The organism is Bacteroides sp. L10-4 (assembly GCF_013373675.1).
Taxonomy (GTDB): domain Bacteria; phylum Bacteroidota; class Bacteroidia; order Bacteroidales; family Bacteroidaceae; genus Bacteroides; species Bacteroides muris.
Genome location: NZ_JABXJH010000019.1, coordinates 1 through 24,236, shown reverse-complemented (window position 1 = coordinate 24,236; position 24,236 = coordinate 1). Strand labels below are relative to the sequence as shown.

Annotated in this window: 23 protein-coding genes and 1 pseudogene; 9 read left to right on the top strand and 15 right to left on the bottom strand. The window is 47.0% G+C overall.

Going from position 1 to position 24,236, the window contains the following annotated elements:
• The first annotated feature begins 61 nt into the window (after positions 1 to 61).
• Positions 62 to 895, top strand: a complete 834-nt coding sequence (locus HU824_RS08060; RefSeq protein ID WP_136011159.1) for an AraC family transcriptional regulator — start codon at positions 62 to 64, stop codon at positions 893 to 895.
• 11 nt (positions 896 to 906) lie between these two features.
• On the opposite strand, the gene HU824_RS08055 is transcribed toward HU824_RS08060, so the two are convergent.
• Positions 907 to 1,218 carry a heavy-metal-associated domain-containing protein gene (locus HU824_RS08055; protein WP_136011158.1) on the bottom strand — a complete coding sequence of 104 codons (312 nt, stop codon included), beginning with the start codon at positions 1,216 to 1,218 and terminating at the stop codon, positions 907 to 909.
• A 28-nt stretch (positions 1,219 to 1,246) separates the two neighbouring features.
• Positions 1,247 to 3,463 (bottom strand): TonB-dependent receptor domain-containing protein, encoded by a 2,217-nt coding sequence (locus HU824_RS08050; protein ID WP_176468590.1) that lies wholly within the window; start codon positions 3,461 to 3,463, stop codon positions 1,247 to 1,249.
• Positions 3,464 to 3,754: 291 nt separating this feature from the next.
• Here HU824_RS08050 and HU824_RS08045 point away from each other — a divergent pair, with 291 nt between their 5' ends.
• The 4 genes from HU824_RS08045 (at position 3,755) to gcvP (ending at position 8,885) form a co-directional block, all read left to right on the top strand.
• Complete coding sequence (locus HU824_RS08045) at positions 3,755 to 4,621, top strand: DUF3298 and DUF4163 domain-containing protein (protein WP_176468589.1); 867 nt, start codon at positions 3,755 to 3,757, stop codon at positions 4,619 to 4,621.
• Between the two features lie 36 nt (positions 4,622 to 4,657).
• Positions 4,658 to 5,278: a 16S rRNA (guanine(527)-N(7))-methyltransferase RsmG gene (rsmG, locus tag HU824_RS08040; protein ID WP_136011155.1), complete on the top strand. Its 621-nt coding sequence runs from the start codon at positions 4,658 to 4,660 to the stop codon at positions 5,276 to 5,278.
• An 88-nt stretch (positions 5,279 to 5,366) separates the two neighbouring features.
• Positions 5,367 to 6,005 carry an MBL fold metallo-hydrolase gene (locus HU824_RS08035; protein WP_176468588.1) on the top strand — a complete coding sequence of 213 codons (639 nt, stop codon included), beginning with the start codon at positions 5,367 to 5,369 and terminating at the stop codon, positions 6,003 to 6,005.
• 30 nt (positions 6,006 to 6,035) lie between these two features.
• The gene (gcvP, locus tag HU824_RS08030; RefSeq protein ID WP_176468587.1) at positions 6,036 to 8,885 is read left to right on the top strand and encodes an aminomethyl-transferring glycine dehydrogenase; all 2,850 of its coding nucleotides are present in this window, start codon (positions 6,036 to 6,038) and stop codon (positions 8,883 to 8,885) included.
• 86 nt (positions 8,886 to 8,971) lie between these two features.
• On the opposite strand, the gene HU824_RS08025 is transcribed toward gcvP, so the two are convergent.
• The 5 genes from HU824_RS08025 to HU824_RS08005 form a co-directional block, all read right to left on the bottom strand.
• The gene (locus HU824_RS08025) at positions 8,972 to 9,535 is read right to left on the bottom strand and encodes a nitroreductase (RefSeq protein WP_176468586.1); all 564 of its coding nucleotides are present in this window, start codon (positions 9,533 to 9,535) and stop codon (positions 8,972 to 8,974) included.
• 67 nt (positions 9,536 to 9,602) lie between these two features.
• Positions 9,603 to 10,727, bottom strand: coding sequence for an HpaII family restriction endonuclease (locus tag HU824_RS08020; RefSeq protein WP_176468585.1), 1,125 nt, complete (start codon positions 10,725 to 10,727; stop codon positions 9,603 to 9,605).
• 26 nt (positions 10,728 to 10,753) lie between these two features.
• Entirely contained in the window at positions 10,754 to 11,350 is a 597-nt protein-coding gene (locus tag HU824_RS08015; RefSeq protein WP_136011150.1) for a YigZ family protein, read from the bottom strand.
• Between the two features lie 303 nt (positions 11,351 to 11,653).
• Positions 11,654 to 11,803 (bottom strand): hypothetical protein, encoded by a 150-nt coding sequence (locus HU824_RS08010; protein WP_005828133.1) that lies wholly within the window; start codon positions 11,801 to 11,803, stop codon positions 11,654 to 11,656.
• Positions 11,804 to 12,052: 249 nt separating this feature from the next.
• Entirely contained in the window at positions 12,053 to 12,784 is a 732-nt protein-coding gene (locus tag HU824_RS08005; RefSeq protein ID WP_176468584.1) for a hypothetical protein, read from the bottom strand.
• A 449-nt stretch (positions 12,785 to 13,233) separates the two neighbouring features.
• Here HU824_RS08005 and HU824_RS08000 point away from each other — a divergent pair, with 449 nt between their 5' ends.
• Positions 13,234 to 14,391, top strand: a complete 1,158-nt coding sequence (locus tag HU824_RS08000) for a glycerate kinase (protein ID WP_176468583.1) — start codon at positions 13,234 to 13,236, stop codon at positions 14,389 to 14,391.
• On the opposite strand, the gene HU824_RS07995 is transcribed toward HU824_RS08000, so the two are convergent.
• From HU824_RS07995 to HU824_RS07985, 3 genes are all read right to left on the bottom strand, one after another.
• Positions 14,381 to 15,730, bottom strand: coding sequence for an MATE family efflux transporter (locus HU824_RS07995; protein WP_176468582.1), 1,350 nt, complete (start codon positions 15,728 to 15,730; stop codon positions 14,381 to 14,383). The two genes, HU824_RS08000 and HU824_RS07995, sit on opposite strands and share 11 nt — an antisense overlap.
• Before the next feature lie 95 nt (positions 15,731 to 15,825).
• Positions 15,826 to 16,005: a hypothetical protein gene (locus HU824_RS07990; RefSeq protein WP_246866982.1), complete on the bottom strand. Its 180-nt coding sequence runs from the start codon at positions 16,003 to 16,005 to the stop codon at positions 15,826 to 15,828.
• Between the two features lie 145 nt (positions 16,006 to 16,150).
• On the bottom strand, positions 16,151 to 16,546 hold the full coding sequence (locus HU824_RS07985; RefSeq protein WP_176468581.1) for a DUF6249 domain-containing protein: 396 nt from the start codon (positions 16,544 to 16,546) through the stop codon (positions 16,151 to 16,153).
• A 144-nt stretch (positions 16,547 to 16,690) separates the two neighbouring features.
• Here HU824_RS07985 and HU824_RS07980 point away from each other — a divergent pair, with 144 nt between their 5' ends.
• Both HU824_RS07980 and HU824_RS07975 read left to right on the top strand, forming a co-directional pair.
• Entirely contained in the window at positions 16,691 to 17,239 is a 549-nt protein-coding gene (locus tag HU824_RS07980) for an RNA polymerase sigma factor (protein WP_136011146.1), read from the top strand.
• On the top strand, positions 17,236 to 17,625 hold the full coding sequence (locus HU824_RS07975; RefSeq protein ID WP_016273509.1) for a hypothetical protein: 390 nt from the start codon (positions 17,236 to 17,238) through the stop codon (positions 17,623 to 17,625). The genes HU824_RS07980 and HU824_RS07975 overlap by 4 nt, the downstream gene beginning before the upstream one ends.
• A gap of 60 nt (positions 17,626 to 17,685) precedes the next feature.
• On the opposite strand, the gene HU824_RS07970 is transcribed toward HU824_RS07975, so the two are convergent.
• The 5 genes and pseudogenes from HU824_RS07970 to HU824_RS07950 all read right to left on the bottom strand — a co-directional run bounded on the left by HU824_RS07970 (position 17,686) and on the right by HU824_RS07950 (position 23,832).
• A complete protein-coding gene (locus HU824_RS07970) occupies positions 17,686 to 18,933 on the bottom strand; it encodes a DUF1015 domain-containing protein (protein ID WP_176468580.1) in 1,248 nt (415 codons plus the stop codon).
• Between the two features lie 216 nt (positions 18,934 to 19,149).
• On the bottom strand, positions 19,150 to 20,073 hold the full coding sequence (locus HU824_RS07965) for an NAD(P)-dependent oxidoreductase (protein WP_136011143.1): 924 nt from the start codon (positions 20,071 to 20,073) through the stop codon (positions 19,150 to 19,152).
• Positions 20,074 to 20,182: 109 nt separating this feature from the next.
• Positions 20,183 to 21,250: a 3-phosphoserine/phosphohydroxythreonine transaminase gene (serC, locus tag HU824_RS07960; protein WP_176468579.1), complete on the bottom strand. Its 1,068-nt coding sequence runs from the start codon at positions 21,248 to 21,250 to the stop codon at positions 20,183 to 20,185.
• 274 nt (positions 21,251 to 21,524) lie between these two features.
• Complete coding sequence (locus HU824_RS07955; RefSeq protein WP_136011141.1) at positions 21,525 to 22,862, bottom strand: DEAD/DEAH box helicase; 1,338 nt, start codon at positions 22,860 to 22,862, stop codon at positions 21,525 to 21,527.
• A gap of 331 nt (positions 22,863 to 23,193) precedes the next feature.
• Positions 23,194 to 23,832: pseudogene (locus tag HU824_RS07950) on the bottom strand (IS982 family transposase).
• 160 nt (positions 23,833 to 23,992) lie between these two features.
• Here HU824_RS07950 and HU824_RS07945 point away from each other — a divergent pair.
• Entirely contained in the window at positions 23,993 to 24,097 is a 105-nt protein-coding gene (locus HU824_RS07945) for a DUF4372 domain-containing protein (protein WP_255260487.1), read from the top strand.
• Positions 24,098 to 24,236 lie beyond the last annotated feature (139 nt).

Here is a 24,236-nt window from a genome sequence, read left to right as displayed (position 1 = left end):
CCTTCCGTTACTTTTTCCAAGAAAAGAATTACCTTTGTGCGAACTCTAAACGACAAAGCGTATGGAATTTCCTCAAGTCGACCTGCCAGTAGACATGATTGCATGGACTGAAGTAACGGAAGACATTCTAAACATATACAAACAGTCGTGCCGTCTGAAAGCATGCATCTTTGCACTTTGCATAGAAGGTTCCATCACCGTATCCATCAACCTGATGGATACGGAGATTAAGCAGGGGGACTTCGTTACCCTGCTTCCCGGAACCATCATACAGTTTTACGAACAAAAGGAAAAAGTATGTCTGGGATTCGTGGGGTTTTCCTCCCATTGTCTCAATGGGGTCAACCTCATCCAGTCTACATTGAGTTCTTTCTCCAATATACTGGAGTATCCGGTACTGGCTGTCAACCCTACCGTCGCCTCCTACTTCAAGGACTATTTTTCCTTATGGGCACGCATCACGACCGGTCCCTATCCTCCTGACACAAAAATGGCACAGAACACTCTGAGCATGCTCCTCAGTGGAGTGGACAAGATGTATTGCCACCGTCCGCAGATACAAAAAGGGAACAAGAGCCGGAAAGAGGAAATATGCCGCGAACTGGTGCAGCTTGTCATCGAAAACTATACCCGCGAACGCCGCGCACAATTCTATGCCGACAAACTGGGCATCTCCCTGCAACACCTCAGCACCACCGTGAGGCAGGTGACCGGCAGAAATGTATTGGACATCATCGCCCACGTCGTCATCGTAGACGTGAAAGCCAAACTGAAATCAACCAATATGACCATTCAGGAAATTGCCTATTCCCTGAACTTCCCCAGTGCTTCTTTCTTTGGAAAATACTTCAAGAGGCACATGGGCATGAGTCCGCTGGAGTATAGGAACAGCTGAGGTTTGTTCCATTACTTCTTATCGTCTTGCTTGGTTTCCTTGACAAACTCCGCTTCATAATGAAACTTTCGGAAACCTTCTTTCAACTTTTCGACATTGGTCTTATCGGCATCATACGTGATGGTTACCGTCTTTGTCTTCAAGTCCGTATCGAATTTCTTCAATCCCTTCTCAAAACGAATGTTATTGTTTATCTTCCTTACACAGTTCTCACACTTCATCTGCGCCACCTTGAACACGGCTGTGCGGATGTCTTTCGCCATTGCGGCAGTCGTACAGAACAGTACGGCCGCCAAAGCAACTAAAAATCTTCTTGTCTTCATTGTTTCTTTATTGATTTAGTAGATAATATCATATTCTCGGTAAATTGAAGCGTACTCCTACATAGGCTTTCGCTCCATGCATGGGTCCCCAAACCATGGTTGCGTCAAAGTTGTTCCCCCAAGGATCGGAGGCATCAATGATGGGATTCTTCTGTTTGAAGTTTGTCAGGTTCTCGCCTCCCACGTATATAGACCAGCGACGGAAATAGCGCGTCACCTGGGCACTCAACTGCTCGAAGCCACCATAGCGTCCTTCCCACGACCGGCTGCCATTTTCCAGCTCATACGAAGCCGGCATGCGCCCGCCACCGTTCAACTGCAAAGTTACATCAAACTGCCACAATCCCAAAGGCGTCTGATAGGAAGCAGTCAGCAAACCTTTATACTTGCCGGTAAGGGGTTTCTCCATCAGCTCTCCGTTGTAATTCGTCTTGGCATCCGTCCAACGGTAAGCCGCGGTAAAGGTGAAACCCGGGAAGAACGGATAGCTTGCCTCCACCTGCACTACCTGCGAATAGGAACGGCCGTGAAGATTGTAGAACAGAACGGCATGCGGGTCTGTATCCATATCCACCACCACCTGCTTGCGGAAACCCGTGTAATAGTATTCCGCATTCAGATTCAAGGTTTTGCCGAACAAGGGAATATAGGCGGAAGTGCTTGCACCATAGTTCCAAGCCTCATCCTGGTCAAGATGTTTGGCGATGTCTATCCGGCGACTGCTTGCCAGCAGGTAGTTATTCTCGGCCAGCACATGGTTCGTGCGGTATCCCTTTCCTGCCGAAAAGCGGAAATGTACATACTCGTTGGGATTGTACTTCACATGGAAGCGCGGAGTGACGAAATAGCCGTACTCGCTGCTATGGTCGCTGCGGATGCCGCCCATCAGCACCAGTTTATCGTCCCAGTTGTAGGTGTACTGCACGTAGGCGCCGGGGACGGCTTCCTTGGTGAATTTCTTCGTCAGAGGCTGTTCCGCGTCATTGTCCAGGCGGTAGTGCTGGTCGTAAGAGTCATAATTGAAGCTCAGTCCGGCAGAAAGGCTTTGACGTTTGCTCAGTTCTGTCTCGAACAACAAGGAGGCATAAGCATTGTGCTGGTCTACATCGTAGATTTTCCGTCCGTACAAGGCATCCTGCTTATGCAGGGAGCCGGAGAGAATCAGTGCCAGGTTGGTGTTCTTCTCCTTATTGAATATATAGGCGTTCTTGGTGAAGGCTTCGTAGCGGTCGGTACCTATACTTATCTTATAAGGGTCTGTCAGAGGCATTTTGCCATGACCTACTTGCCCGCTGTTGCGGTCTTCCGTAAGCACTTTGACGCCTGCCTGGAACACATAGCGGTCGCCCATGTACGCCCAGCGGTTCCAGAGGTTGTACTGCTCCACGCGGGGGATGTCGGCAAAGCCGTCGTCGTTGCTGTCGTGGGCTTTGGTTTCATTCTCGTAGTGGGCAAGCAACGAGGTACTCCAACGCCTGGAGAGTTTCATCGTGGCGTCGGCATTGGCCTCATACCGGTTGGTGCTGCTCGCAAAAAGATTGGCCGAAAACCAGTCCGCCTCGGGCAACTGGGGTTTCTTGAATTCCACATTGATTTGTCCCGTAATGGCCTCATAGCCGTTCTTTACGGACGAGCTGCCCTTGCTCACTTGAATGCTCTGCATCCATGGTCCGGGCACATAACCCAGTCCATAAGGAGCTGCAGCTCCCCGGTAGTTCGGAACGTTCTCCGTCATCATCTGCACATACGTGCCGGACAAGCCCAGAAGCTTGATTTGCTTGGCACCGGTAGCAGCGTCGGAGTAAGTGACATCCACCGAGGGATTGGTCACAAAACTCTCTCCCAGGTTACAGCAGGCGGCACGGCTCAGCTCGGCGCTGCTTATCATGTCTTCGTTCATCACACTGTTGCGCAGCTTCATAGTGCCCAACTTACGGCTGACCACATTCACCTCACTCAGTTCCACCCCTTCGCGCAAGATGATGTCGAGCGTTTCATTGCGGCTACCGACGTGTATCGTATCGTTCTCAAAACCGATAAAGCTGACTACAAGCATATGCTTATTATTGGGTTTGGACAAGGAGAAGGTACCGTCCGCCGAAGTGGTGGTTCCTTGCGTAGTCCCCTGCCAGAACAGGTTGGCACCTGCAATCGGGTCGCCCAAATTATCCTTTACTGTCCCCTTTACCTGCGCCTGCAAGGCTGAAAAAGAGAACAGCATGATTCCTATCAAACTATATTTCATTTCTGTATTTATGTTTTATACTTAAAGAAGCGATTAAAAGACAAAAGTTCCCTCCGGACTATTCATGTCATTGCCCCATGTAATACAACACTTGTAGACTCGTGTGCATGCTTTACGAGAACCACCTTGTTGCAGACGGCTGTGCAGCCGGTATCCTTGCACAAAGATAGAAAGTTTTAACCGTTTGCCGGAATTAATTTTTCCTTTTTTATGCATGCAGTTCGTTAATAAGTTCTATATTTGTCGATAAAGTTTTTTGATTGATATGTTGATTTATAAACGAAACTCAATATGAAAAAGCAAACTGTCAGCCTACTTGTCCTTCTGCTTGCGGCAAGCGGCTTTTTCTTTTCCTGCGGTAACACCGTGAACAAAAACGCATACGCGTTGGAGTTCGACAGCATACAAGTAAACGAAACCGTACATCTCTTCGGAGACACAGCCAAGCCGGCCTGCAATCTCATCCTCAACTTTGCCTATGCCAGACAGTCATCCGACGTGAGGCTGAAAGACAGTCTGAACGCCTTCTTCCTCTCTGCCTGCTTCGGCGACAAATACATGGCGATGGCATCCGAAGAGGCTGTCAAGAAATATACGGAGAAATATGTCAGCGACTACCGCAATGACCTGGAACCGATGTACAAAAAGGACGAGCAGGATAAGGAGGACGAAGAAAGCATAGGGGCCTGGTATTCCTACTATAAAGGAATCGAAAGCCATGTGCAGCTGTGCAACACCTTGATACTGACTTACCGTATAGATTACAATGAATATACCGGCGGTGCGCACGGCATTTATATGTCCACCTTTCTCAACCTCGACCTAAAGACCCTAAGCCCCATCCGTCTGGACGACCTCTTTGAGGGAGATTATAAGGAGACGCTGACCGACTTGCTTTGGAAGCAGCTGATGGCCGACAACAACGTCGGCACACGCCAAGCACTGGAGGACATGGGCTACGCCACTACCGGCAATCTGGAGCCTATCGAGAATTTCTATCTGGCCCCAACGGGAATCACTTTCTATTATAATGTATATGAAATTGCCCCTTACGTAATGGGAACCACCCAAATAACGTTGTCTTATGAGGACATAGCCCCTCTGATGAACGATGAATTCATCACATTGAGCAGTGCTATAAAGGCAGACGGCAAATAGGAACTTAACCAATTGTCTATCAACATAAAATTCACAATGGATTTAATACTCAAATATTTCCCGGACCTGACAGAAGAACAGAAACAGCAGTTTGCTGCACTCTACGACCTTTACACGGACTGGAACTCTAAGATTAATGTCATCTCACGCAAAGATATAGAGAACTTGTACGAGCACCATGTATTGCATTCTCTGGGCATAGCCAAAGTAATCCGCTTCAAGCCGGGGACACAAATTATGGACCTCGGCACGGGAGGAGGCTTTCCGGGAATCCCGCTTGCCATCCTTTTTCCCGAAGTGCAGTTCCACCTGGTGGACAGCATCGGAAAGAAAGTACGCGTAGCCTCCGAAATAGCCAACAGTATCGGGCTGAAAAACGTCACCTTCCGCCATGCCCGCGCAGAAGAGGAAAAAGGGAAGTTCGACTTTGTGGTGAGCCGTGCCGTGATGCCGCTGACAGACCTACTGAAGATTATCCGCAAGAACATCTCCCCCAAACAGCAGAATGCATTGCCCAACGGACTGATTTGCCTCAAGGGGGGCGAATTGGGAAACGAAACCATGCCCGTCAAGAACAAAACCACGCTGTGGGACTTGAAGGAGTTCTTTGAGGAGGAGTTCTTCAAGACAAAGAAAGCAGTGTACGTAGGATATTGAGAGACGAGTCGCCTAAAGTAGAGGATGAGCATCGTAAAGTGAAGGTTTACGGCGCTAAAGTTGAGGTTTAGAAATCTAAATACATAATATGAAAATAAAGAGATTCGAATTTAATATGTTCCCGGAGAATTGTTATGTGCTTTGGGACGAAACCAATGAAGCTGTCGTCATTGACCCGGGCTGTTTTTATGAAGAAGAAAAGCAGACCTTGAAGAGCTTCATCATCAATAATGGGCTGAATGTGAAACATCTGCTGAATACCCATCTGCATCTGGACCATATCTTCGGCAATCCTTTCATGCTGAAAGAATTCGGTCTGAAGGCCGAAGCCAACCAAGCCGACGAGTTCTGGATTGACGAAGCGCCGAAGCAAAGCCGCATGTTCGGTTTCCAACTGCAAGACCCCCCTGTGCCGCTGGGCACTTATCTGCACGATGGAGACATCATCACCTTCGGCAATGCGAAACTGGAAGCCATCCATGTGCCGGGACACTCGCCGGGCAGCCTGGTATACTATTGTGCGGCAGACCACTGCATGTTCTCGGGAGATGTACTGTTTCAAGGCAGCATCGGCCGTGCCGACCTTGCCGGCGGCAACTTCGACGAGCTGATAGAGCATATTTGCAGCCGTCTGTTCATCCTGCCCAGCGACACGATTGTCTATCCCGGACACGGAGCGCCGACAACCATTGGAATTGAAAAAACGGAGAATCCGTTCTTCCGGTAAATATACACAAACTTTTAAATCATTACAGTCATGAAAAACGACCTATTGGCCTACCGCCACATTGGCATCAGCGAACAAGACGAGGAGAAGATGCTCCGAAAAATAGGAGTGAAAAGCCTGGACGAGCTGATTGATAAAACCATTCCTGCCAACATCCGCCTGAAAGAACCGTTGGCTCTGCCCAAGACAATGACAGAGTACGAATTCGGACAACACATTGCAGGGCTGGCTGCCAAAAACAAACTTTACACAACCTATATCGGCATGGGATGGTACAACACCATCACTCCTGCCGTTATCCAACGAAATGTATTCGAGAACCCCGTCTGGTATACTTCCTATACTCCCTACCAAACCGAAGTCTCACAAGGCCGCCTGGAAGCCTTGATGAATTTCCAGACTGCCGTATCCGACCTCAGCGGCATGCCCCTTGCCAACTGCTCCCTGCTGGATGAAGCGACTGCCGCAGCCGAAGCCGTGACGATGATGTATGCCCTACGTCCGCGCGACATGCAGAAATCGGGCGCCAACGTGGTATTTGTAGACGAAGCCGTCTTCCCGCAGACATTGGCGGTAATGACTACCCGCGCCATTCCACAAGGCGTCGAACTGCGTATAGGCAAATACCAAGAGATGGAATTCACACCGGACGTCTTTGCCTGCGTACTGCAATATCCCAACGCTGCCGGCAATGTGGAAGATTATCGTACTTTTGTAGAAAAAGCTCATGCGGCAAATTGCAAAGTAGCCGTTGCCGCCGACATACTGAGCCTTGCCCTTCTCACCCCTCCAGGGGAATGGGGAGCTGACATCGTCTTCGGAACCACCCAGCGGCTCGGCACGCCAATGTTCTACGGCGGTCCGTCGGCAGCCTATTTCGCCACCCGCGACGAGTACAAGCGCAACATGCCGGGACGTATCATAGGCTGGTCGAAAGACAAGTATGGCAAGCTGTGCTACCGCATGGCACTGCAAACCCGCGAGCAGCACATCAAGCGTGAAAAGGCAACTTCCAACATCTGTACCGCTCAGGCACTGCTGGCCACAATGGCAGGATTCTATGCCGTATATCACGGTCCGGAAGGCATCCGCACCATTGCAGAACGCATCCACAGCATTGCTGTATTCCTGGAAAAGAGCATCAACAAACTGGGTTACAAGCAGGTGAATGCACAATATTTCGACACGCTCCGCTTTGCGCTGCCCGACACCATTTCGGCACAGCAGATACGTACCATCGCCTTAAGCAAGGAGGTGAACCTGCGTTATTTCAAGAATGGAGATGTAGGCATGAGTATCGATGAAACCACAGATATAGCTGCTGTCAATATGCTGCTTTCCATCTTTGCCATTGCCGCCGGAAGGGATTGGGAAAAGACAAGCGACGTGCCCATGGCAAGCAGCATCAGCGCGGAGATGAAACGCCAAAGCGCCTATCTGACGCACGAAGTATTCAACAAATATCATACGGAAACGGAGATGATGCGCTACATCAAGCGCCTCGACCGCAAGGACATCTCGCTGGCACACTCCATGATTTCCCTCGGCTCGTGTACCATGAAGCTGAATGCCGCCGCAGAGATGCTACCGCTCAGCCGCCCGGAATTCATGAACATACATCCTCTGGTGCCTGAAGACCAGGCTGAAGGCTACCGCGAACTGATAAGCAATCTCAGTGAAGAGCTGAAAACCATTACCGGCTTTGCCGGCGTCAGCCTGCAACCCAACTCCGGTGCGGCAGGCGAATATGCAGGACTCCGCGTCATCCGCGCCTACCAGGAAAGTATAGGGCAAGGGCACCGCAACAAAATACTGATACCGGCATCGGCACACGGCACCAACCCGGCTTCTGCCATCCAGGCGGGATTTACTACCGTGACCTGCGCCTGCGACGCACAAGGCAATGTGGATATGGACGACTTGCGCACCAAAGCGGAAGAAAACAGGGATGACCTCGCCGCCCTGATGATTACCTACCCTTCCACACACGGTATCTTTGAAACGGAAATAGTGGAAATCTGCCGCATCATACACGCCTGCGGCGCACAGGTATATATGGACGGCGCCAATATGAATGCCCAAGTAGGCTTGACAAATCCCGGCTTTATCGGTGCGGACGTCTGCCACCTGAACCTGCACAAGACGTTCGCCTCTCCTCACGGCGGCGGCGGACCGGGCGTAGGCCCCATCTGCGTGGCAGAGCATCTGGTTCCGTTCCTTCCGGGACACAAGTTGTTCGGCAATGCAGTCAACCAGGTGTCCGGAGCTCCTTTCGGCAGCGCAGGTATCCTGCCCATCACTTACGGCTACATCCGCATGATGGGAACAGAAGGACTGACACGGGCCACAAAGATAGCCATCCTCAGCGCCAACTACCTGGCCGCCTGCCTCAAGGATACATACGGCATCGTTTACCGCGGTGCTACCGGTTTTGTAGGACATGAAATGATATTGGAATGCCGCAAGGTGCACGAAGAAACAGGCATCAGCGAAAACGACATAGCCAAACGCCTGATGGATTACGGGTATCATGCTCCTACCCTCTCCTTTCCGGTGCACGGCACACTGATGATTGAACCGACGGAAAGCGAAAGCCTTGCCGAACTCGACAACTTTGTGCAAGTGATGCTGGCCATCTGGAACGAGATTCAGGAAGTGAAGAACGGCGAAGCCGACAAGACGGACAACGTGCTGGTGAATGCCCCGCATCCCGAATACGAAGTGGTAGCCGACACGTGGGAACACAGCTATACCCGCCAAAAGGCAGCCTACCCGATAGAAAGCGTGCGCGAAAACAAGTTCTGGGTGAACGTGGCACGTGTAGACAACACGTTGGGAGACCGTAAACTGTTGCCTACGTGCTATGGATGCTTCGACTGATGAAATTCTATCTCCCATGGCATCGGCATTGCCATGGGAGTTTCAGCCAGCTACATGGCTGCGTATGACATTATAGACATCTCTTCCTAGCGGATGATAATTACCGTATCTTCCTTCACCTTTTTCTCTTTCACCGGAGCATCGGCAGAGGCATATCCCAAGGCTGCACAGCCATATACCTTATGATTTTCGGGTACACCCAGCTTTGTCAAGAAAGCACGGACATCGGGGTCGTCGCACGTCTGCCCCAGTTGATTAATCCAACAGGAACCGATGCCGAGGGACTTGGCAGCAAGGAAAACATTCTCCAGAGCGCAGGCGCAATCCATAGCAGCCCACCATTGGGTAGGCTCGTTGGAGACAATGACCAGCGTGGGGGCATGATAATAGCAACAATAAGTCTGGCTGTATCCACGCTCCCGTGTATGAGGGTTGTCACTCTTGGCAAAGGCGCCTTTGATTTTATCGTTCAGCTCTTTCAGCACTTCTTTATTTTGAATGGCAGTAAAGTGCCACGTCTCCAAATGCATACCATTGGGGGCATAAGCAGCCGCCTCAAGGATAAGGTTCAAATCTTCTGCGGAAACCTGCTGTTCCGTATAGGCACGGACGCTGCGGCGTGCCTTGATGGTTTGTAATGTCTCGTTCATTTGTTTAATTGAGAATTGATAGTTGATCATTGATAATGCGAATCAGCACGTGTTCGGTGGAACTGTCTCATCGTTTCACCAGCCCAATCTTCACATTCAGTTTGAAGTACCAGATGCCGTTCTCGCGCTCCAGGAAACCGTATTTATCTTTCTCCACCGCACCTTTCTCCAGACGCGTATTCTGATAGAGGAAATCTGCGAAGACTTGGGGACGGGATTTGTGATAACAAAGCACCTGGCCGTTGCCGTCCGTCAGAAACATGCCTTCGACGGCAGAGTCCGTACCGTTATAAATCTTGGCAGGACGCATGCCGAGGGCAAGTGACAGCAGGAACTGCTTCATTTTGAACTCGTAGAAGCAGTGCTTGTTTATGAGCTCGTCCTTTATCTTCAGCGGATTCATCTCCTTGATGCGCTCCGTCAGTTCGCTGATGCGCGTGATGCCGTCCAGATGCATCAGGCGCACCATCTCTGCCAGCATACGGGGGAAATGGAGGTCTATCATCAGCAGGTTGCAGCGGAACACGCGGTCGGCAACGTCGGCATACTTCAGCACACCGCCCAGTCGCTCAATCATCATCATACGCTCCGCCACTTCCGTGAGAGATTGCGGCAAGGCATTCACCTTGTTCACCGTGGGTACGGCAAACTTCACTCCACTCTGCTCCAGCTTCAGATTGGCCGTGCGTCCTCCGTCCAGCAACGGATTCATCGGAGCAAGACGACAACGGACATTGAACCCCGTCAGCGGAGCTTCGGGATGCCAGAAGGCAACGGAGAAGTCGGTACGGTCTTCTGTCTTAGACTCCAAGTCGTAGATATTGACAGTATCCAGAAAGGCTTCCAGCCCTTCGGACACTTCCACTTCCTCGCCCGAAACATTCTTCAACAGATGCAGAATCAACTCTGCCGCATCACCAAAGTCTTCACGGGGAAAGCACTGTTCCTCCTTCTCGCCCGGAACAAACGAACCGTCCTTCGCGGTAGCTCCGCTGACAATGCGCACTTCCTGCTCTTCGATATAGTAACGGCGCGTACCGTCATGCTCTTCCCTTTGTATCAAGGCAACGGGCCAGCTCAGGGTTTCGTCTTTTTCAGCTTTCGGTGTGCCCAGTGACACGGCTCCATCCGCCAGCAGGCGAAAGAAGGTGTAGAGCTCGCCCAGTTCTCTTTTTGTTGCACTAAATGCCATAACTTTCTTTTATCCCATTTGTTTTATTATTCAAACCTTAATGTCTCTACTTTCTCCAACCGTGCCCGCAACTTCGGCATCATGGACTGGCGGATACGGAGCGTCATGCGGCAGTCCATATCATACGACTGTTCCAGGATTTCCGGCTCTTCTTCCTTCACCACCCGCATCACATCGTTCATGAAAGGATATTCGAAAAAGAAGGTAACCGTCTCATCTACGGTCTTCTCAACAACGGTGGCGGCGGCAATGGCCTCGGCGGCAGCGGCCTTATAGGCTACAATCAGTCCGCTCGTACCCAATTTGATGCCTCCGAAATAACGCACCACGATAATCAGTATATCCGTCAGTTCGTTGGAATTGATTTGTCCCAGAATCGGCTTGCCTGCCGTACCCGATGGCTCACCGTTGTCGTTGGCACGGAAGTCCTTGCGCTCATGCCCCAGCATATAGGCGTAGCACACGTGGCGGGCGTCGTAGTATTTCTTCTGGTAAGTTTCCAGATGCGCCTTCACCTCCTCTACTGTACGCACCGGCAGGGCGATGGCAATGAACTTGCTGCGCTTTTCAGTGTAAATGCCCTCGGAAAGGGCAACGATGGTTTTATACGTATCTTCGCTCATGCTGCAAAGATAATGCAAAATCAAAAGTGGTAAAAATAAGAAAAGAGATTTTTACGCTGTTATGTCCTTACACCAGTGAATTAGTCATGCACAAAAAAGCCTATGTCTTCGGTAAAAAAGCAGAAGAACAGACAAGTGATAAAAATATTCAAATTGCGAAGTTCACTTGGACTACTAAAATCATTACATGTACGTAGTTCGTCATGTAGCTCTGACAACTTCTCCGCAACTTTTAATCTGCCGGACTTCATCCATTGGAACAAAAAACTCTACTCCATCAAGAAGATAAAAAAGAGTGAAATATCAATAAATATGTGCCAACAGATTCTCATATTTTTCTTGCTCACGCATATCATATGTCAATTCCGATTCACCAGTACTTACAGCAATAATTTTGAGAGTAGCTTTAGTAACTTGCAAGCCACACTTAATTTCCTCCAATATAGTTGTCATAGAAGTGGACATTACTTCCTTATAACCAAACAATCCTTTGATGAAAGCCTTTTGTAAGAGACTAGAACACTTTCGCCATCACAATAACACATATGTCAACATCACTTTTTCCAAATGCTTTTAGAATGTACAAATACTTTGGATGTTGACTGACGTTCTTTGAAAATTCTCTGTAAAACCTCTATCTCTTGGTTATTCAAATTTTATTTTAGCCAAATGTCATTTACAAACTTAGGTAAAATTCTATCATTATCTAATCCTTACAACACTCTTTTTTACATCAATATCATGATCATCTTGAAAAATTTTATAGAGCAAAGCATCAACTATAGCTCTTTCACCTTCTCCTGCTTTAGGTCCTAAAACAACTTGCATTTTTTTCATAGCTTCCCATTTTAACGGTATATAAAAAGATTCTCTTTCAAGAGGTCTATCTATAATAGCTCCTTTTTCATTAACAGACATTCCCCTTATTATGAAACGTGTCTCTTTTTGAAAATCCCAATACTTCTTTTTATGAATCCCTATTTCATTAGTATGAAGCAAAATGTCACCGTTCTTACAAGAAACAGCATATTCTTTATAACATTTAACAGCATCATTATCATCTTTTAAATCATACTTTACATTACAAGGTTCTGTATTATTCATATCACTATTTACTGCTAAATGTCCATCACGATAGAATCTTTCTTTAAGAAAAGAAGTTTTATCATTAATTTTATATACAACAAACATATCCTTGTCAAGCCCGATTCTCACTCCTTTCAAGTCTGTATACATTTTCCATAGAGCAATATTCTCTACTTTATCCTCTGTCCAACACGAAACAAACGAAGATGAATTCAATTTCATGTCGCTATCCCCATAGCCAAACAAACTCTCATCCGGATCATCTACTAAATCCAAGCGATTAAACTTAATAGACTTTGTTGTCAAAATCAACGCAAATGTTGCTAATGATGTATAATGATATAGCATAATTTATTATTTTTATAAACCTATCGACCATTAAACTAATATTACTCACTTTTGAGACAATTCATATGAAAATATACCTATCGAAAACCTTCATAAAAGTATATCTACCGCAAAAATAGATATTTTTCAGTGAAACTATATTATTTTCTACTATTACTCGCTCATCTTTTTAAGAATTTTACGCACCAAAGAATATAAGTATCGATAGTTTATTTTATCTAACTTTTTTCCTACGAAAATAGACATGACAAAAACGTCAAATTATCCTCTCTAACATTTAACAAAGGACTTCCAAATCATCTGAAGAAAGTTTCAAACTATTTGAACTAAACATTGTAAGTATTGAAAATAAGCTTTATTTTCGCACTTGAAACAGATATCCGCAACCTAAGAACATGTATCTGCAGGCTGGATCGATCCTCCAGAAAATAGACTACCAGTTATTTAAAATGAAGCCTCAAAAGATAGTGATTGCCATTGATTCCTTCAAAGGATGCCTCACCTCGGCAGAAGCCGGAGAAGCTGCCGCCCGAGGGGTACATGCCGCATGTCCCGAATGCCGGACCATCGTGCTCCCCGTGGCCGACGGTGGAGAAGGCATGCTCGACGTCCTGCTTACAGCCAGTAACAGAAAACGTATCACCGTCTGTGCCCACGACCCGTTGATGCAACCGTGCGATGCCAGTTACGGCATCTCCGGAGACGGCAATACCGCATTCATAGAAATGGCTGCCATCAGCGGACTGCCACTGGTTCCTGCCGGCAAAAGGAATCCGATGAAGACCACCAGCTTCGGAACAGGCGAACTGATACGCGATGCCCTGGAACGGGGATGCCTCCGTTTCATCATCGGACTTGGAGGAAGCGCCACGAACGATGCCGGCCTGGGAATGCTGCAAGCATTGGGATTCCGTTTCTTCGACAAAGAAGGACACGAAGTGGGAAGTATGGAAAAAGGCATCGCCCTATGCGGTACCCTTCTATCGGAAATCAGCTCCGTAGACAGTTCTTCTGCCCATCCCGCACTGAGAAAGGCTTGTTTCACGGCGGCGTGTGACGTACGCAATCCTTTCTTCGGTCCCAATGGAGCGGCCCACATATTCGCTCCCCAAAAAGGAGCGGACGCGGATATGGTGAGGGAACTGGATGTTGCCATGCAGCATCTCTCGGACGTCATATTCCGCACTACCGGCAAAGACGTATCCTTTCATCCCGGTGCCGGTGCGGCAGGCGGCATGGGTGGCGGTCTCCACGCATTTCTGGATGCGCAGTTGAAACCCGGCATAGAGCTTCTTTTGGAAACTCTGGACTTTGCAGAAAAGATGAAGGATGCCGACCTCATCATCACCGGAGAAGGGAAATCGGACCGGCAGACTCTTATGGGGAAAGTACCTTCGGGCATCTTGCAGGAAGCAAGGAGGAAACATATTCCCGTCATACTGCTGGCAGGGGCGATAGAGGATACCCAAATATTGAACGAAGCGGGCTTTCGGGGCGTATTCTCCATTACCCCCTCTCCCATCTCTTTGGAGCAGGCCATGCAACCCGAGTTTGCTCAAGACAATATCCAAAGAACCGTAGAGCAAATCTGCCGCATCATGCCTTAGATTCCTGAAAACGGAACTTCTTGTACCGATAGTACCAGATGCCGACCACGTCGGCAATCAGCCAGCCGATGGGGATAGACCACCAGACGCCCGTCACCCCAACCTCGGGCATCGAGGCCAGCCAGTAGGAAAGAACGACACGGGTGCCCAGCGACAATATGGTCAGCACCACCGACATGCCCGGCATGCGGATGGCCCGGTAGTATCCATACAGCAGAAACAAGACGCCGATGCCACAATAGAAAGCGCCTTCGATGCGCAGGTATGTCACCCCCACTGCGATAATCTCCGTTTCGTCCGGACGGACAAAGACAAGCATCAGTGGCTCGGCAAACACGAAAACCAGCACGGACACAAGGAGTGAGAAGACAACAGCTGTGACAAATGCGCTGCGAACACCCCGGTGAATGCGGTCGTAACGTCCGGCCCCAAAGTTCTGTGCAATAAAGGTGGAAAAGGCGTTCCCGAATTCCTGCACGGGCATATAGGCGAAAGAGTCAATCTTCACTGCAGCGGCAAAGGCTGCCATTACAGCTGTTCCAAAGCTGTTGACAAGCCCTTGTATCATCAGGATTCCCAAATTCATCACCGATTGTTGGACGCAAGTCAGCGTAGAGAAGGAAGCAATCTCCTTCAGGCAAATGCGGTCAAAACACATGTCTTCATAATGCCATCGCAGTTCCGGACGTCCTTTGTAAGTATGAATGAGGATGCCTAGAGCGGCTACTCCTTGGGCGAGAACAGTGGCTGTAGCCGCACCCTGAATTCCCCAATCCAACTGAAGGATGAAAAACAAATCGAGCGCTATATTCAGAACGACAGAAACCGCCAGAAACCAAAGCGGAGTGACGGAATCCCCCACCGCACGCAACAGGGCTGCATAGAAGTTATAGATGAAGGTAAAGACGATACCGCAGAAGATTATCCACAAGTAGCTGCGCATCATGCCATATATGTCTTGCGGAACCTGCAACAGCCGGAGAATAGGGTCGAGCCAGATGAAAACAGCCACGTTCAGTATCAGGGTCACGATACCTATCAGCACAAACGAACTGAATATGCTACGGCGCAGGACCACAGGATTTCCGGCGCCATAATGCAGAGAGAATACGGTGCCGCTGCCCATCGCCAGTCCCAATAAGACGGATATCAGGAAAACCATCAGCGTATATGCCGAACCGACCGCCGCCAACGCCCCTGAACCAATGCATTGACCCACGATGAGCGTATCTGCAATGTTGTAGCATTGCTGCAAAAAAGCCCCCATCATCATGGGCAGGGTAAAATGTAATAAAGTACCGGTTATGCCTCCTTGAGTGAGGTCTCCTTTCCGTAGCATGTGAATCTTGCTTTTTTAAGTATTTCCATTACGGAGGCAAAGATAGTACAAACAAAAGAGTATTGTCGGAAAAGGCAACAAAAAAAGACAGAGGATTATCCTCTGTCTTTCTGACTTTGCTCTTCGGGGCTATTCAGCATCCTGACCATCTGCTTGACATCACGGTTATCGGCCTTGCTATACAACCCGATCTGTTGTCCGGGTACTGTTCCCTTTTCATTTTCTGCCTGGGGCAATGTTGCTTTGGGGGCATTATGCCCCGCTTTCTTATCCATATTCATACCTATTGAAATTTTATCCTTACTATGATAACAAGATAAGAAAACAAATTGTTCAGCAAAGTCACGAGAAATTTAATAATTCCACTTCAAATATCAGTGTGGAATAAGCCGGAATAGGCCACTTCTTTTCTGCTCATCTTTACTTTTTACTCAGTTTCAATTCTATAATAAAAGCTGCTATCAACCCGATGCCACCGACACCCAGCACGCAAGCTCCATAAATCAGGGACACAGTCTCCCTATACATCCAGTCTCTGTTCGCAGTAAAGTAATCGGGAACTGTCGCATAGCAGATAAGATAACCCAGCAATAACCCAAGCCCCATACCTACCAACAAACACCCTATTTTCAAGGCAGCGAACGAAAAGCTACTCCCACATAATTTGGGAACATCCATCCGAGGAAGCAGTCCCCGCTCGTCCATCTTCTCAACCAGCATGATTCTTTCCTTCTTACAAACAAACAGTTCAAACAGTTTGTAAATTCCCAAAGTGATAATTGTCATCACCGCAGGCACCATAATAAAATCCATCATATTCGTTTCGATTTAAATTAGTAATTTCGTTTCTTTGTACCCTTTAGACGCGGCAGTTTACATGAGGTTACACTTTTCCGGAAAAATATTTTTTTCTTCCGAAAATCTGTAACCAACCAAACAAACTTGCGTCTAACAGACAAAATGAAAGACAACGAGAGACATATCATCCAGCGCATCTTGAGGGGAGAGACTGCTCTTTACGAGCATTTTCTCAACACATACGGCCAGCAGGTATTCATCCTGGTGGCCCGCATCGTCTCCAACCAGGAAGATGCCGAAGAACTGACCCAAGATGTCTTCCTGAAAGCCTTCCAGCATCTCTCGTCTTTCAAGGGCACCAGTTCTTTTTCGACGTGGATTTATTCGATTGCATATAATACGGCCATCTCGAATGCACGGAAAAAGAAAATTGATACCTTTGTCATGGATGATGCACTGCTTGCCAACATATCCGATACACAAGTCGATGAAGCCTTAAATGATGAAAGGGAAGAGCAAATTGCCAGATTGAGCAGCGCCATGGAGCAACTCAATTCCGAAGAACGGGCACTGATAAGCCTGTTCTATTATGAAGAAAAACCATTGAATGAGATAGCTATCATCCTAGGACTGACGGAAAGCAACGCAAAAGTGAAGCTGCACCGTATACGTAAAAAAATTTATGTGTTGATGAAACAAGAAAAAGTATGAACGAAGAACTAAAAGATAGAGGATTGAAAAAGGCGGTAAGAGAACAGACTACTTTCCGCCTGCCGTCCAATTTTACCTACCGCACCATGCAGAAGGTAGAAGAAGCCATACGTCTGCGCGAGAAGAAATCAGAAAGAAGAATTCTGCTTGCAACTATTGCCGCTGCTATCTTCTTGATAGGTGTCAGTGGGACAGGATTGGTTCTGTACTTCGGAGACAGCATCCGGGAAGCCTTTACGCCCACCACCCTCCCACAGTCAGAAAGCATCCAGATTCCTTGCTTTTATCTCCTACTGATTCTGACCATTCCGCTTTTCATCCTGTTTGACCGGTGGATGAGAAAACTGTATTTCAAACATCACACTCCTAAGCTTCCAGAGTTCTGAACGAAAAACGGGGATGTCTTTTAGTGGAAGACATCCCCGTTTCAGTTTATATCAATTCATTTAGTCCAGTTTATGAATCACCAATCCCGAGCGCAACTTCGGCTCAAACCAAGTTGTCTTGGGAGGCATGATATTACCCGTATCGGCAATGTCCATCAGTTGCTTCATGGAAACGGGATAAAGAGCCAATGCCACTTTCATCTCACCATTGTCCACCCGCTTCTTCAACTCTCCCAGGCCACGGATACCGCCAACAAAGTCGATACGCTTATCGGAACGGAGGTCTTTGATACCGAGCACTTCATCCAGTATCAGATTGGAGGAAATGGTTACATCCAGTACGCCAATGGGGTCGTTATCATTATAAGTACCCGGTCGGGCGGTAAGGCTGTACCACTTTCCGTCCAGATAGAGGGAGAAGTTATGTAGCCCGGACGGTTTATAGATGTCCGTACCTTTCTCTTCTACGATGAAATTCTTGCCTACGGCAGCCAGAAACTCTTCAGGAGTCATACCGTTCAAGTCCTTCACTACCCGGTTATAGTCAATAATAGTCAACTGGTTGGCAGGGAAGCACACGGCCATGAAGTAGTTATACTCTTCATCTCCACGGTGATTGGGGTTCTGCTTGGCTTTCTCCGCACCCACCAAAGCGGCGGCGGCGCTGCGATGATGCCCATCGGCAATGTAGAGGGCGGGCATCTTGGCAAACTCTTGGGTAATGGCATCAATGTCCTCCAGCTTGTCTATAATCCAGAAGGTATGACCGAAACCGTCACCTGGAGCGATAAAGTCGTATACCGGCTTCCCGGCTGTATAACGGGAAATAATGGTATCCAGCACAGCATTATCGGGATAGGCAAAGAACACGGGCTCAATGTTGGCATTGTTCACGCGGACATGTTTCATACGGTCTTCTTCCTTGTCACGGCGCGTAAGCTCGTGCTTCTTGATGACACCATTCATATAATCGGGAACATAGGCACCGACAACAAGACCATATTGTGTCTTGCCGTTCATGGTCTGGGCATAGACGTAATAGTTTTCTTTATCGTCCTGCACCAGCCAGCCTTTCTCCTGAAACATGCAGAAGTTCTCTGCCGCCTTTTGATAAACACGTTCGTCATGTTCATCCGTACCGACGGGAAAATCTATTTCCGGCTTGATGATATGATATAGGGACTTCTCATTACCTTCTGCTTCTGCACGTGCTTCTGCAGAATTCAATACGTCGTAAGGACGGGACGCTACTTGTTCCACCAAATCCTGAGGGGGACGAATCCCCTTAAAAGGTTTTATTATAGCCATAAGGGTGTGTTTTATATGGATTATTGAGGTTTCTTTTTCACGAAATATCTTACCAGATTAATTGCACTACCTAACATCAGCACAATAGATACACCCTCGCAGAAACCGAGGGCGAAATCTGATAGTTCATTTCTGAATATACTACTTAACGAGAATATACCAGCACCTATTGCTAAATAGAGAACTGAAAATTTATAGGTAGTCTTGCTATTCATCTCATTTCTTGTTTACACGGAACTTCTCGCAACCGTCTTTCAGAAAGCCTACAATCTGCTTGGCTGCTGCAATACCTGCATTGATATTAGCCTCAGCAGTCTGGGCCCCCATCTTTTTCGGTGTAGAGAAATAACGTCCGGCAAACTTGGCTGCAAACGTTTCGTGGGCTGCAGGCATAATGTCGGTCATGTATTTCAAGTCGGCACGCTCTTCCATCAACTGAATCAGTTCGGCCTCATTGATGACTTCCTTACGGGCTGTGTTCACCAGCAGGCCACCTTTCGGCATCTTGTTCACCAATGCGTAATTGATGGAATTCTTCGTTTCGACCGTTGCAGGGATATGCAGGGAAACGACGTCGCAAGTAGAGTAAAGCTCTTCGGCAGAACCCACAGCCTTCACTCCATCCTTCTCAATTACTTCTTTCGGACAGAAGGCGTCAAACGCATAAATCTCCATACCGAAGCCTTTGGCAATACGGGCTACGTTGCGGCCTACGTTACCATAAGCATGAATACCCAACTTCTTACCCATCAGTTCCATACCGGAAGTACCGTTATACATATTGCGGACAGCCATCACCATCAAGCCGAAAGCCAACTCGGCCACAGCATTGGAGTTCTGTCCCGGAGTATTCATTACACATACATTGTGGGCAGTAGCTGCTTCCAGTTCCACATTGTCATAACCGGCACCAGCACGCACCACAATCTTCAGTTCCTTGGCGGCATCCAGCACTTCGGCATCAATGATGTCACTTCGTATAATAACAGCGTTGGCATCTTTCACAGCCTCCAGCAACTTGGCTTTTTCACCATATTTCTCCAACAGCACGAGTTCGTAACCTGCTGCTTCTATTTCTTTACGAATACCGTCTACTGCGACCTTAGCAAACGGTTTGTCTGTTGCTACTAATACTTTCATAATTTCATGATATTAAAAAGACTCACCACAGATTACACAGATTATCACAGATTTTAATCATAAAGAGAATCTGTGCAAATCTGCGTAGTCTGTGGTGAAAACAATATTATTAATGAAGTTTCTCAAATTCCTGCATGCAGTCAATCAAAGCCTGCACACTTTCCTTCGGCATGGCATTGTAGCAGGATGCACGGAATCCGCCTACGGAACGGTGTCCCTTGATACCTACCATACCTCTTTCGGTAGCGAACTTCAAGAAGTCTGCTTCCAGTTCCTTGTATTCGGGAGCCATCACAAAGCAGATGTTCATGCGTGAACGGTCTTCTTTGGCAGCCGTACCCACAAACATTTTGTTATGGTCAATTTCAGCATACAGCATATCGGCCTTTTCGATGGCACGGCGTTCCATTTCCTTCACGCCACCCTCTGCTTTAATCCAGCGCAATGTCTGCAGGGCTGCATAGATGGGGACAACAGGGGGAGTATTGAACATGGAACCGCCATCCACATGCGTCTGATAGTTCAGCATAGTCGGAATATTACGGGAAACCTTACCCAGAGCATCATTCTTCACGATGACGAATGTGACACCGGAAGGAGCCAGATTCTTCTGTGCACCACCATAGATACAGATATATTTGGACACGTCGATGGGACGAGAGAAAATATCAGAAGACATATCGGCCACCACCGGAATGTTTACGTCCAAATCTTCTTTCAGTTCCGTACCGTAGATTGTATTGTTGGTAGTGATATGGAAATAGTCTGCATCAGCAGGCACAGTATAGTCCTTCGGGATATAGGTATAAGTAGATTCAGCGGAAGAAGCGACTTCAATTACTTCACCGAATGCCTTAGCTTCTTTCATGGCTTTTTTAGCCCACACACCCGTATTCAGGTAAGCAGCTTTCTTTTCAAGGAAGTTGAAGGGTACCATGCAGAATTCCAAACTGGCACCACCGCCCAAGAACAATACCGAATATCCTTCGGGAATATTGAGCAATTCTTTGAATAATGCCACAGCTTCGTCCACAACGGGTTGGAAGTCTTTGGCACGGTGGCTGATTTCCATCAGCGAAAGGCCTGAGCCATTGAAATCAAGAATAGCCTGTGCCGTATTCTCAATCACCTCACGAGGAAGGATAGAAGGTCCTGCATTGAAATTATGCTTTTTCATTTGAAGTTTGTTTTGGTTATACAATTTCGTTCATTAATGTCTTTCGACTTTGCGAAATTACGGAAATATTTCCTTAAAACAAACCTTTCCTTATGAAATTCTATTTTTAAGCCACATTTAGCTTACTTTTTAATGGTTTATACAAGAGATATACACCATTTTGTTATCCTTACTTATCAAGGATAATACTTTTGGAAAAACTAAAAGTAAGACGGTTTTATTACTTCATATTCAAAAGAATAAGTGCAAATAAAATAATTATCTATAAGACAAATCACTTTGCTTCCTCTATAACAGTTTTTATTCCCTTGATTTTTTCCCCACGTACCAACGTCAACAATTGTTTCATCTTACTACGTCGCACGGCTACAAAGGCATAGTGTTCTTTTACGTCCACCTGCCCGACGTCCTCACGCGCCATCCCTCCTTTTTTATACAAGAAGCCGACAATATCTATCTTGTTCAGCTTATCCTTTTTCCCTTTACCTATATATAAGGTAGCCCATCGGGGCTTGGCCGGTTTGGAAAGCATCTCCGGAAACCTGTATATTTCGATGTCTTCAGAGATGTACTCAGGTACCTGCTCCTCGGCATGCAGGACAAGATACGCATTTCCCGATGCCTCCCAGCGAGCAGTACGCCCATTACGGTGTGTATAGGCTTCCTCGTTTACGGGCAGATGGTAATGCACCACATTGTCTATACCTGGGATATCGAGTCCGCGGGCGGCAAGATCGGTGGATATCAGTACAGTGCAGCTGCCATTGCGGAACTTGTAAAGTGCACGTTCGCGATCGGGCTGCTCCATACCGCCATGAAACATATCGCAAGAGAGCTTCCTGGCTTTCAGATACCCAGCAACACGCTCCACACTTTCACGATAGTTACAGAATACCAAAGTAGAATGATAGCCGAGAGTACAAAGCAAATTATAGAGGGTTTCCAGTTTGTCCCTCTCCGGAGAAACAACCTTTTGCAGCCGTAGACGCGGAGTAAGAGCTTCCGGAGCAAGAAAATCAAGTTTCATGAGCCGAGGGCCGGAAGACGGAGAATCACCTCCTACTCCGGCAAATTGCGGTATCTCCTCTGCATCGGTGGCCGAGAGAAGTACGCGCTTTTTCAGCGAGGGAAGCTGTCCAATAACGTCTGCCATCTCGTCATGGAAACCAAACTCAAGACACTTGTCGAATTCATCTATCACCAGAGTAACGACAGTAGCGGCATTGAAATTCTCTTTCCGCAAATGGTCGTTCATACGCCCCGGAGTACCGATAATGACAGCGGGATGAATGCCTTTCATTGTCCGGTGTTCTTCCATGGTAGGACGTCCGCCATAGCAGCTCATAGCCTTGAAGGGAGTTCCCATGGACTTGAACACAGTTTCTATCTGCAGAGCCAGTTCACGAGAAGGCACCAGTACAAGGGCCTGCACATCTTGTATCTCCGCTTTCAAGGTCTGTACCAGCGGAAGGAGAAAAGCCAGCGTCTTGCCTGAACCGGTGGGCGAAAGAAGCACCAAATCTTTGGTTGATTGATAGGCTTCTTTAGCAGCCTCCTGCATCGGAGTGAGTTCCTGTATCTTCAAATTATGAAGTATATCCGAAAGTTCCATGAATATCTCTTTTTTTAATCAATATGCAAAGATATGAATAAGAAGTCAGTTTCCATCAAAACGAAAACAGCTTTTAAGAAAGCTACTACGGCTTTTTCATTTAAGAAATCGTATTCATCGCTTGTTATTATGGCAAAATCATTATATCCCGTGTACAACGATGCAGAAGCACCTCCTCAAATATTTCTTCTTATCGTCCATTTTTTATAAGCGAAATTCAATAACAATAGTTCGTTAAACTTCAAATTAGCAAATAGAAAACAGGTCAAGTCCTCCAGATTTCTGATATTAAGGTATCCGACATCTTAATTAACATGAGTTCGAAATAAGATTAAAAAATAGGCAGTTGTCCGTCATTGACAAAATTTACGTCAATAGCGGGCTTCTTTTCAAAAAAGCTGTATGCTGTGCTATAGCCGACAAAGAATTGGCTATAAAGTTATTGAATGAACGATGTCTGGAGTGTTCTATCTGTGCAATGCTCTTCAATTCGTCATTGATTGTTTCGATCAAGACTCTTTTTCTGAGCAGAATCTTGTCGGCAATACTCATCAGTGAATTCTTCATATTGTCTTTAACTTTAGTGACAAGCTGTATACCATCAAGGAAAAGGTTCCCAAACAGAGCCTGACCAATATATCCTTTGTCTGCGCATAGTTTTCCTTTGATGTTCTCCAGAAACTTACCTTGCTTCAACGGTTCCCGGTCATCCACGTTTCCAGGCGTGAACATAAAATTGAGAATCTCACCCTTGTCATTGATAATCAAGTGCAATTTGAATCCGAAGAACCATCCCATTGAACATTTCCCACATTCTGCAAGTCCCTCAAATGTCTTATGAATAAGGATTCTTTGGTTACGGCAGACACGTAAAGGAGTGGAGTCGACAAAACTGATGCTTCTGTTTACTGTCTTCAACCATGTATTTTTCCTGTTGTAACGCAAATTCCTTGCAAAAATCATCGGCCATACAATAAATCTCTGTAATTTTAGACTCCGGAACACTAGTGGGCACTTTAAATTAAACATCGTTCTTTGAAATCTTTGATAATCGCATAGTTATGTATTCTTTTGGAGCGTGACGATTTGAATTGAAAAGTTGTTTTAGCTTTGCCCAAAAGCTCAAGACAATGAATCAAGGCAAATATATCTTCGCTCAACTTACAGATTTTCTTCCCCGTCGTGTCTTTGACCGCTTGGTAGAGAAGTATTCCGGGACACTACTGTCCCATTAAAATCTGAAAAATTTCTTTGAAATTATTGAAATATAGTTAGTTACATGGATTTTTCGAGCGAACGGACTTGAAATTTTATCTTTGCGGTAGTTTTACTATGACCGCATATGTTTCAAGACAAGTTTGTATTTGCTCAGTT

What these genes read in the sequence shown, in the direction of transcription:
- HU824_RS07970 (WP_176468580.1), bottom strand. Translation starts at nt 18,933, where the DNA reads ATGGCTATAATAAAACCTTTTAAGGGGATTCGTCCCCCTCAGGATTTG.
- HU824_RS08060 (WP_136011159.1), top strand. Translation starts at nt 62, where the DNA reads ATGGAATTTCCTCAAGTCGACCTGCCAGTAGACATGATTGCATGGACT.
- HU824_RS08055 (WP_136011158.1), bottom strand. Translation starts at nt 1,218, where the DNA reads ATGAAGACAAGAAGATTTTTAGTTGCTTTGGCGGCCGTACTGTTCTGT.
- HU824_RS08045 (WP_176468589.1), top strand. Translation starts at nt 3,755, where the DNA reads ATGAAAAAGCAAACTGTCAGCCTACTTGTCCTTCTGCTTGCGGCAAGC.
- HU824_RS08050 (WP_176468590.1), bottom strand. Translation starts at nt 3,463, where the DNA reads ATGAAATATAGTTTGATAGGAATCATGCTGTTCTCTTTTTCAGCCTTG.
- HU824_RS08000 (WP_176468583.1), top strand. Translation starts at nt 13,234, where the DNA reads ATGAAGCCTCAAAAGATAGTGATTGCCATTGATTCCTTCAAAGGATGC.
- HU824_RS08015 (WP_136011150.1), bottom strand. Translation starts at nt 11,350, where the DNA reads ATGAGCGAAGATACGTATAAAACCATCGTTGCCCTTTCCGAGGGCATT.
- rsmG (WP_136011155.1), top strand. Translation starts at nt 4,658, where the DNA reads ATGGATTTAATACTCAAATATTTCCCGGACCTGACAGAAGAACAGAAA.
- HU824_RS07975 (WP_016273509.1), top strand. Translation starts at nt 17,236, where the DNA reads ATGAACGAAGAACTAAAAGATAGAGGATTGAAAAAGGCGGTAAGAGAA.
- HU824_RS08025 (WP_176468586.1), bottom strand. Translation starts at nt 9,535, where the DNA reads ATGAACGAGACATTACAAACCATCAAGGCACGCCGCAGCGTCCGTGCC.
- HU824_RS08035 (WP_176468588.1), top strand. Translation starts at nt 5,367, where the DNA reads ATGAAAATAAAGAGATTCGAATTTAATATGTTCCCGGAGAATTGTTAT.
- HU824_RS07990 (WP_246866982.1), bottom strand. Translation starts at nt 16,005, where the DNA reads ATGGATAAGAAAGCGGGGCATAATGCCCCCAAAGCAACATTGCCCCAG.
- gcvP (WP_176468587.1), top strand. Translation starts at nt 6,036, where the DNA reads ATGAAAAACGACCTATTGGCCTACCGCCACATTGGCATCAGCGAACAA.
- serC (WP_176468579.1), bottom strand. Translation starts at nt 21,250, where the DNA reads ATGAAAAAGCATAATTTCAATGCAGGACCTTCTATCCTTCCTCGTGAG.
- HU824_RS07945 (WP_255260487.1), top strand. Translation starts at nt 23,993, where the DNA reads ATGAATCAAGGCAAATATATCTTCGCTCAACTTACAGATTTTCTTCCC.
- HU824_RS07995 (WP_176468582.1), bottom strand. Translation starts at nt 15,730, where the DNA reads ATGCTACGGAAAGGAGACCTCACTCAAGGAGGCATAACCGGTACTTTA.
- HU824_RS07980 (WP_136011146.1), top strand. Translation starts at nt 16,691, where the DNA reads ATGAAAGACAACGAGAGACATATCATCCAGCGCATCTTGAGGGGAGAG.
- HU824_RS07965 (WP_136011143.1), bottom strand. Translation starts at nt 20,073, where the DNA reads ATGAAAGTATTAGTAGCAACAGACAAACCGTTTGCTAAGGTCGCAGTA.
- HU824_RS08010 (WP_005828133.1), bottom strand. Translation starts at nt 11,803, where the DNA reads ATGACAACTATATTGGAGGAAATTAAGTGTGGCTTGCAAGTTACTAAA.
- HU824_RS07985 (WP_176468581.1), bottom strand. Translation starts at nt 16,546, where the DNA reads ATGATGGATTTTATTATGGTGCCTGCGGTGATGACAATTATCACTTTG.
- HU824_RS08020 (WP_176468585.1), bottom strand. Translation starts at nt 10,727, where the DNA reads ATGGCATTTAGTGCAACAAAAAGAGAACTGGGCGAGCTCTACACCTTC.
- HU824_RS07955 (WP_136011141.1), bottom strand. Translation starts at nt 22,862, where the DNA reads ATGGAACTTTCGGATATACTTCATAATTTGAAGATACAGGAACTCACT.
- HU824_RS08005 (WP_176468584.1), bottom strand. Translation starts at nt 12,784, where the DNA reads ATGCTATATCATTATACATCATTAGCAACATTTGCGTTGATTTTGACA.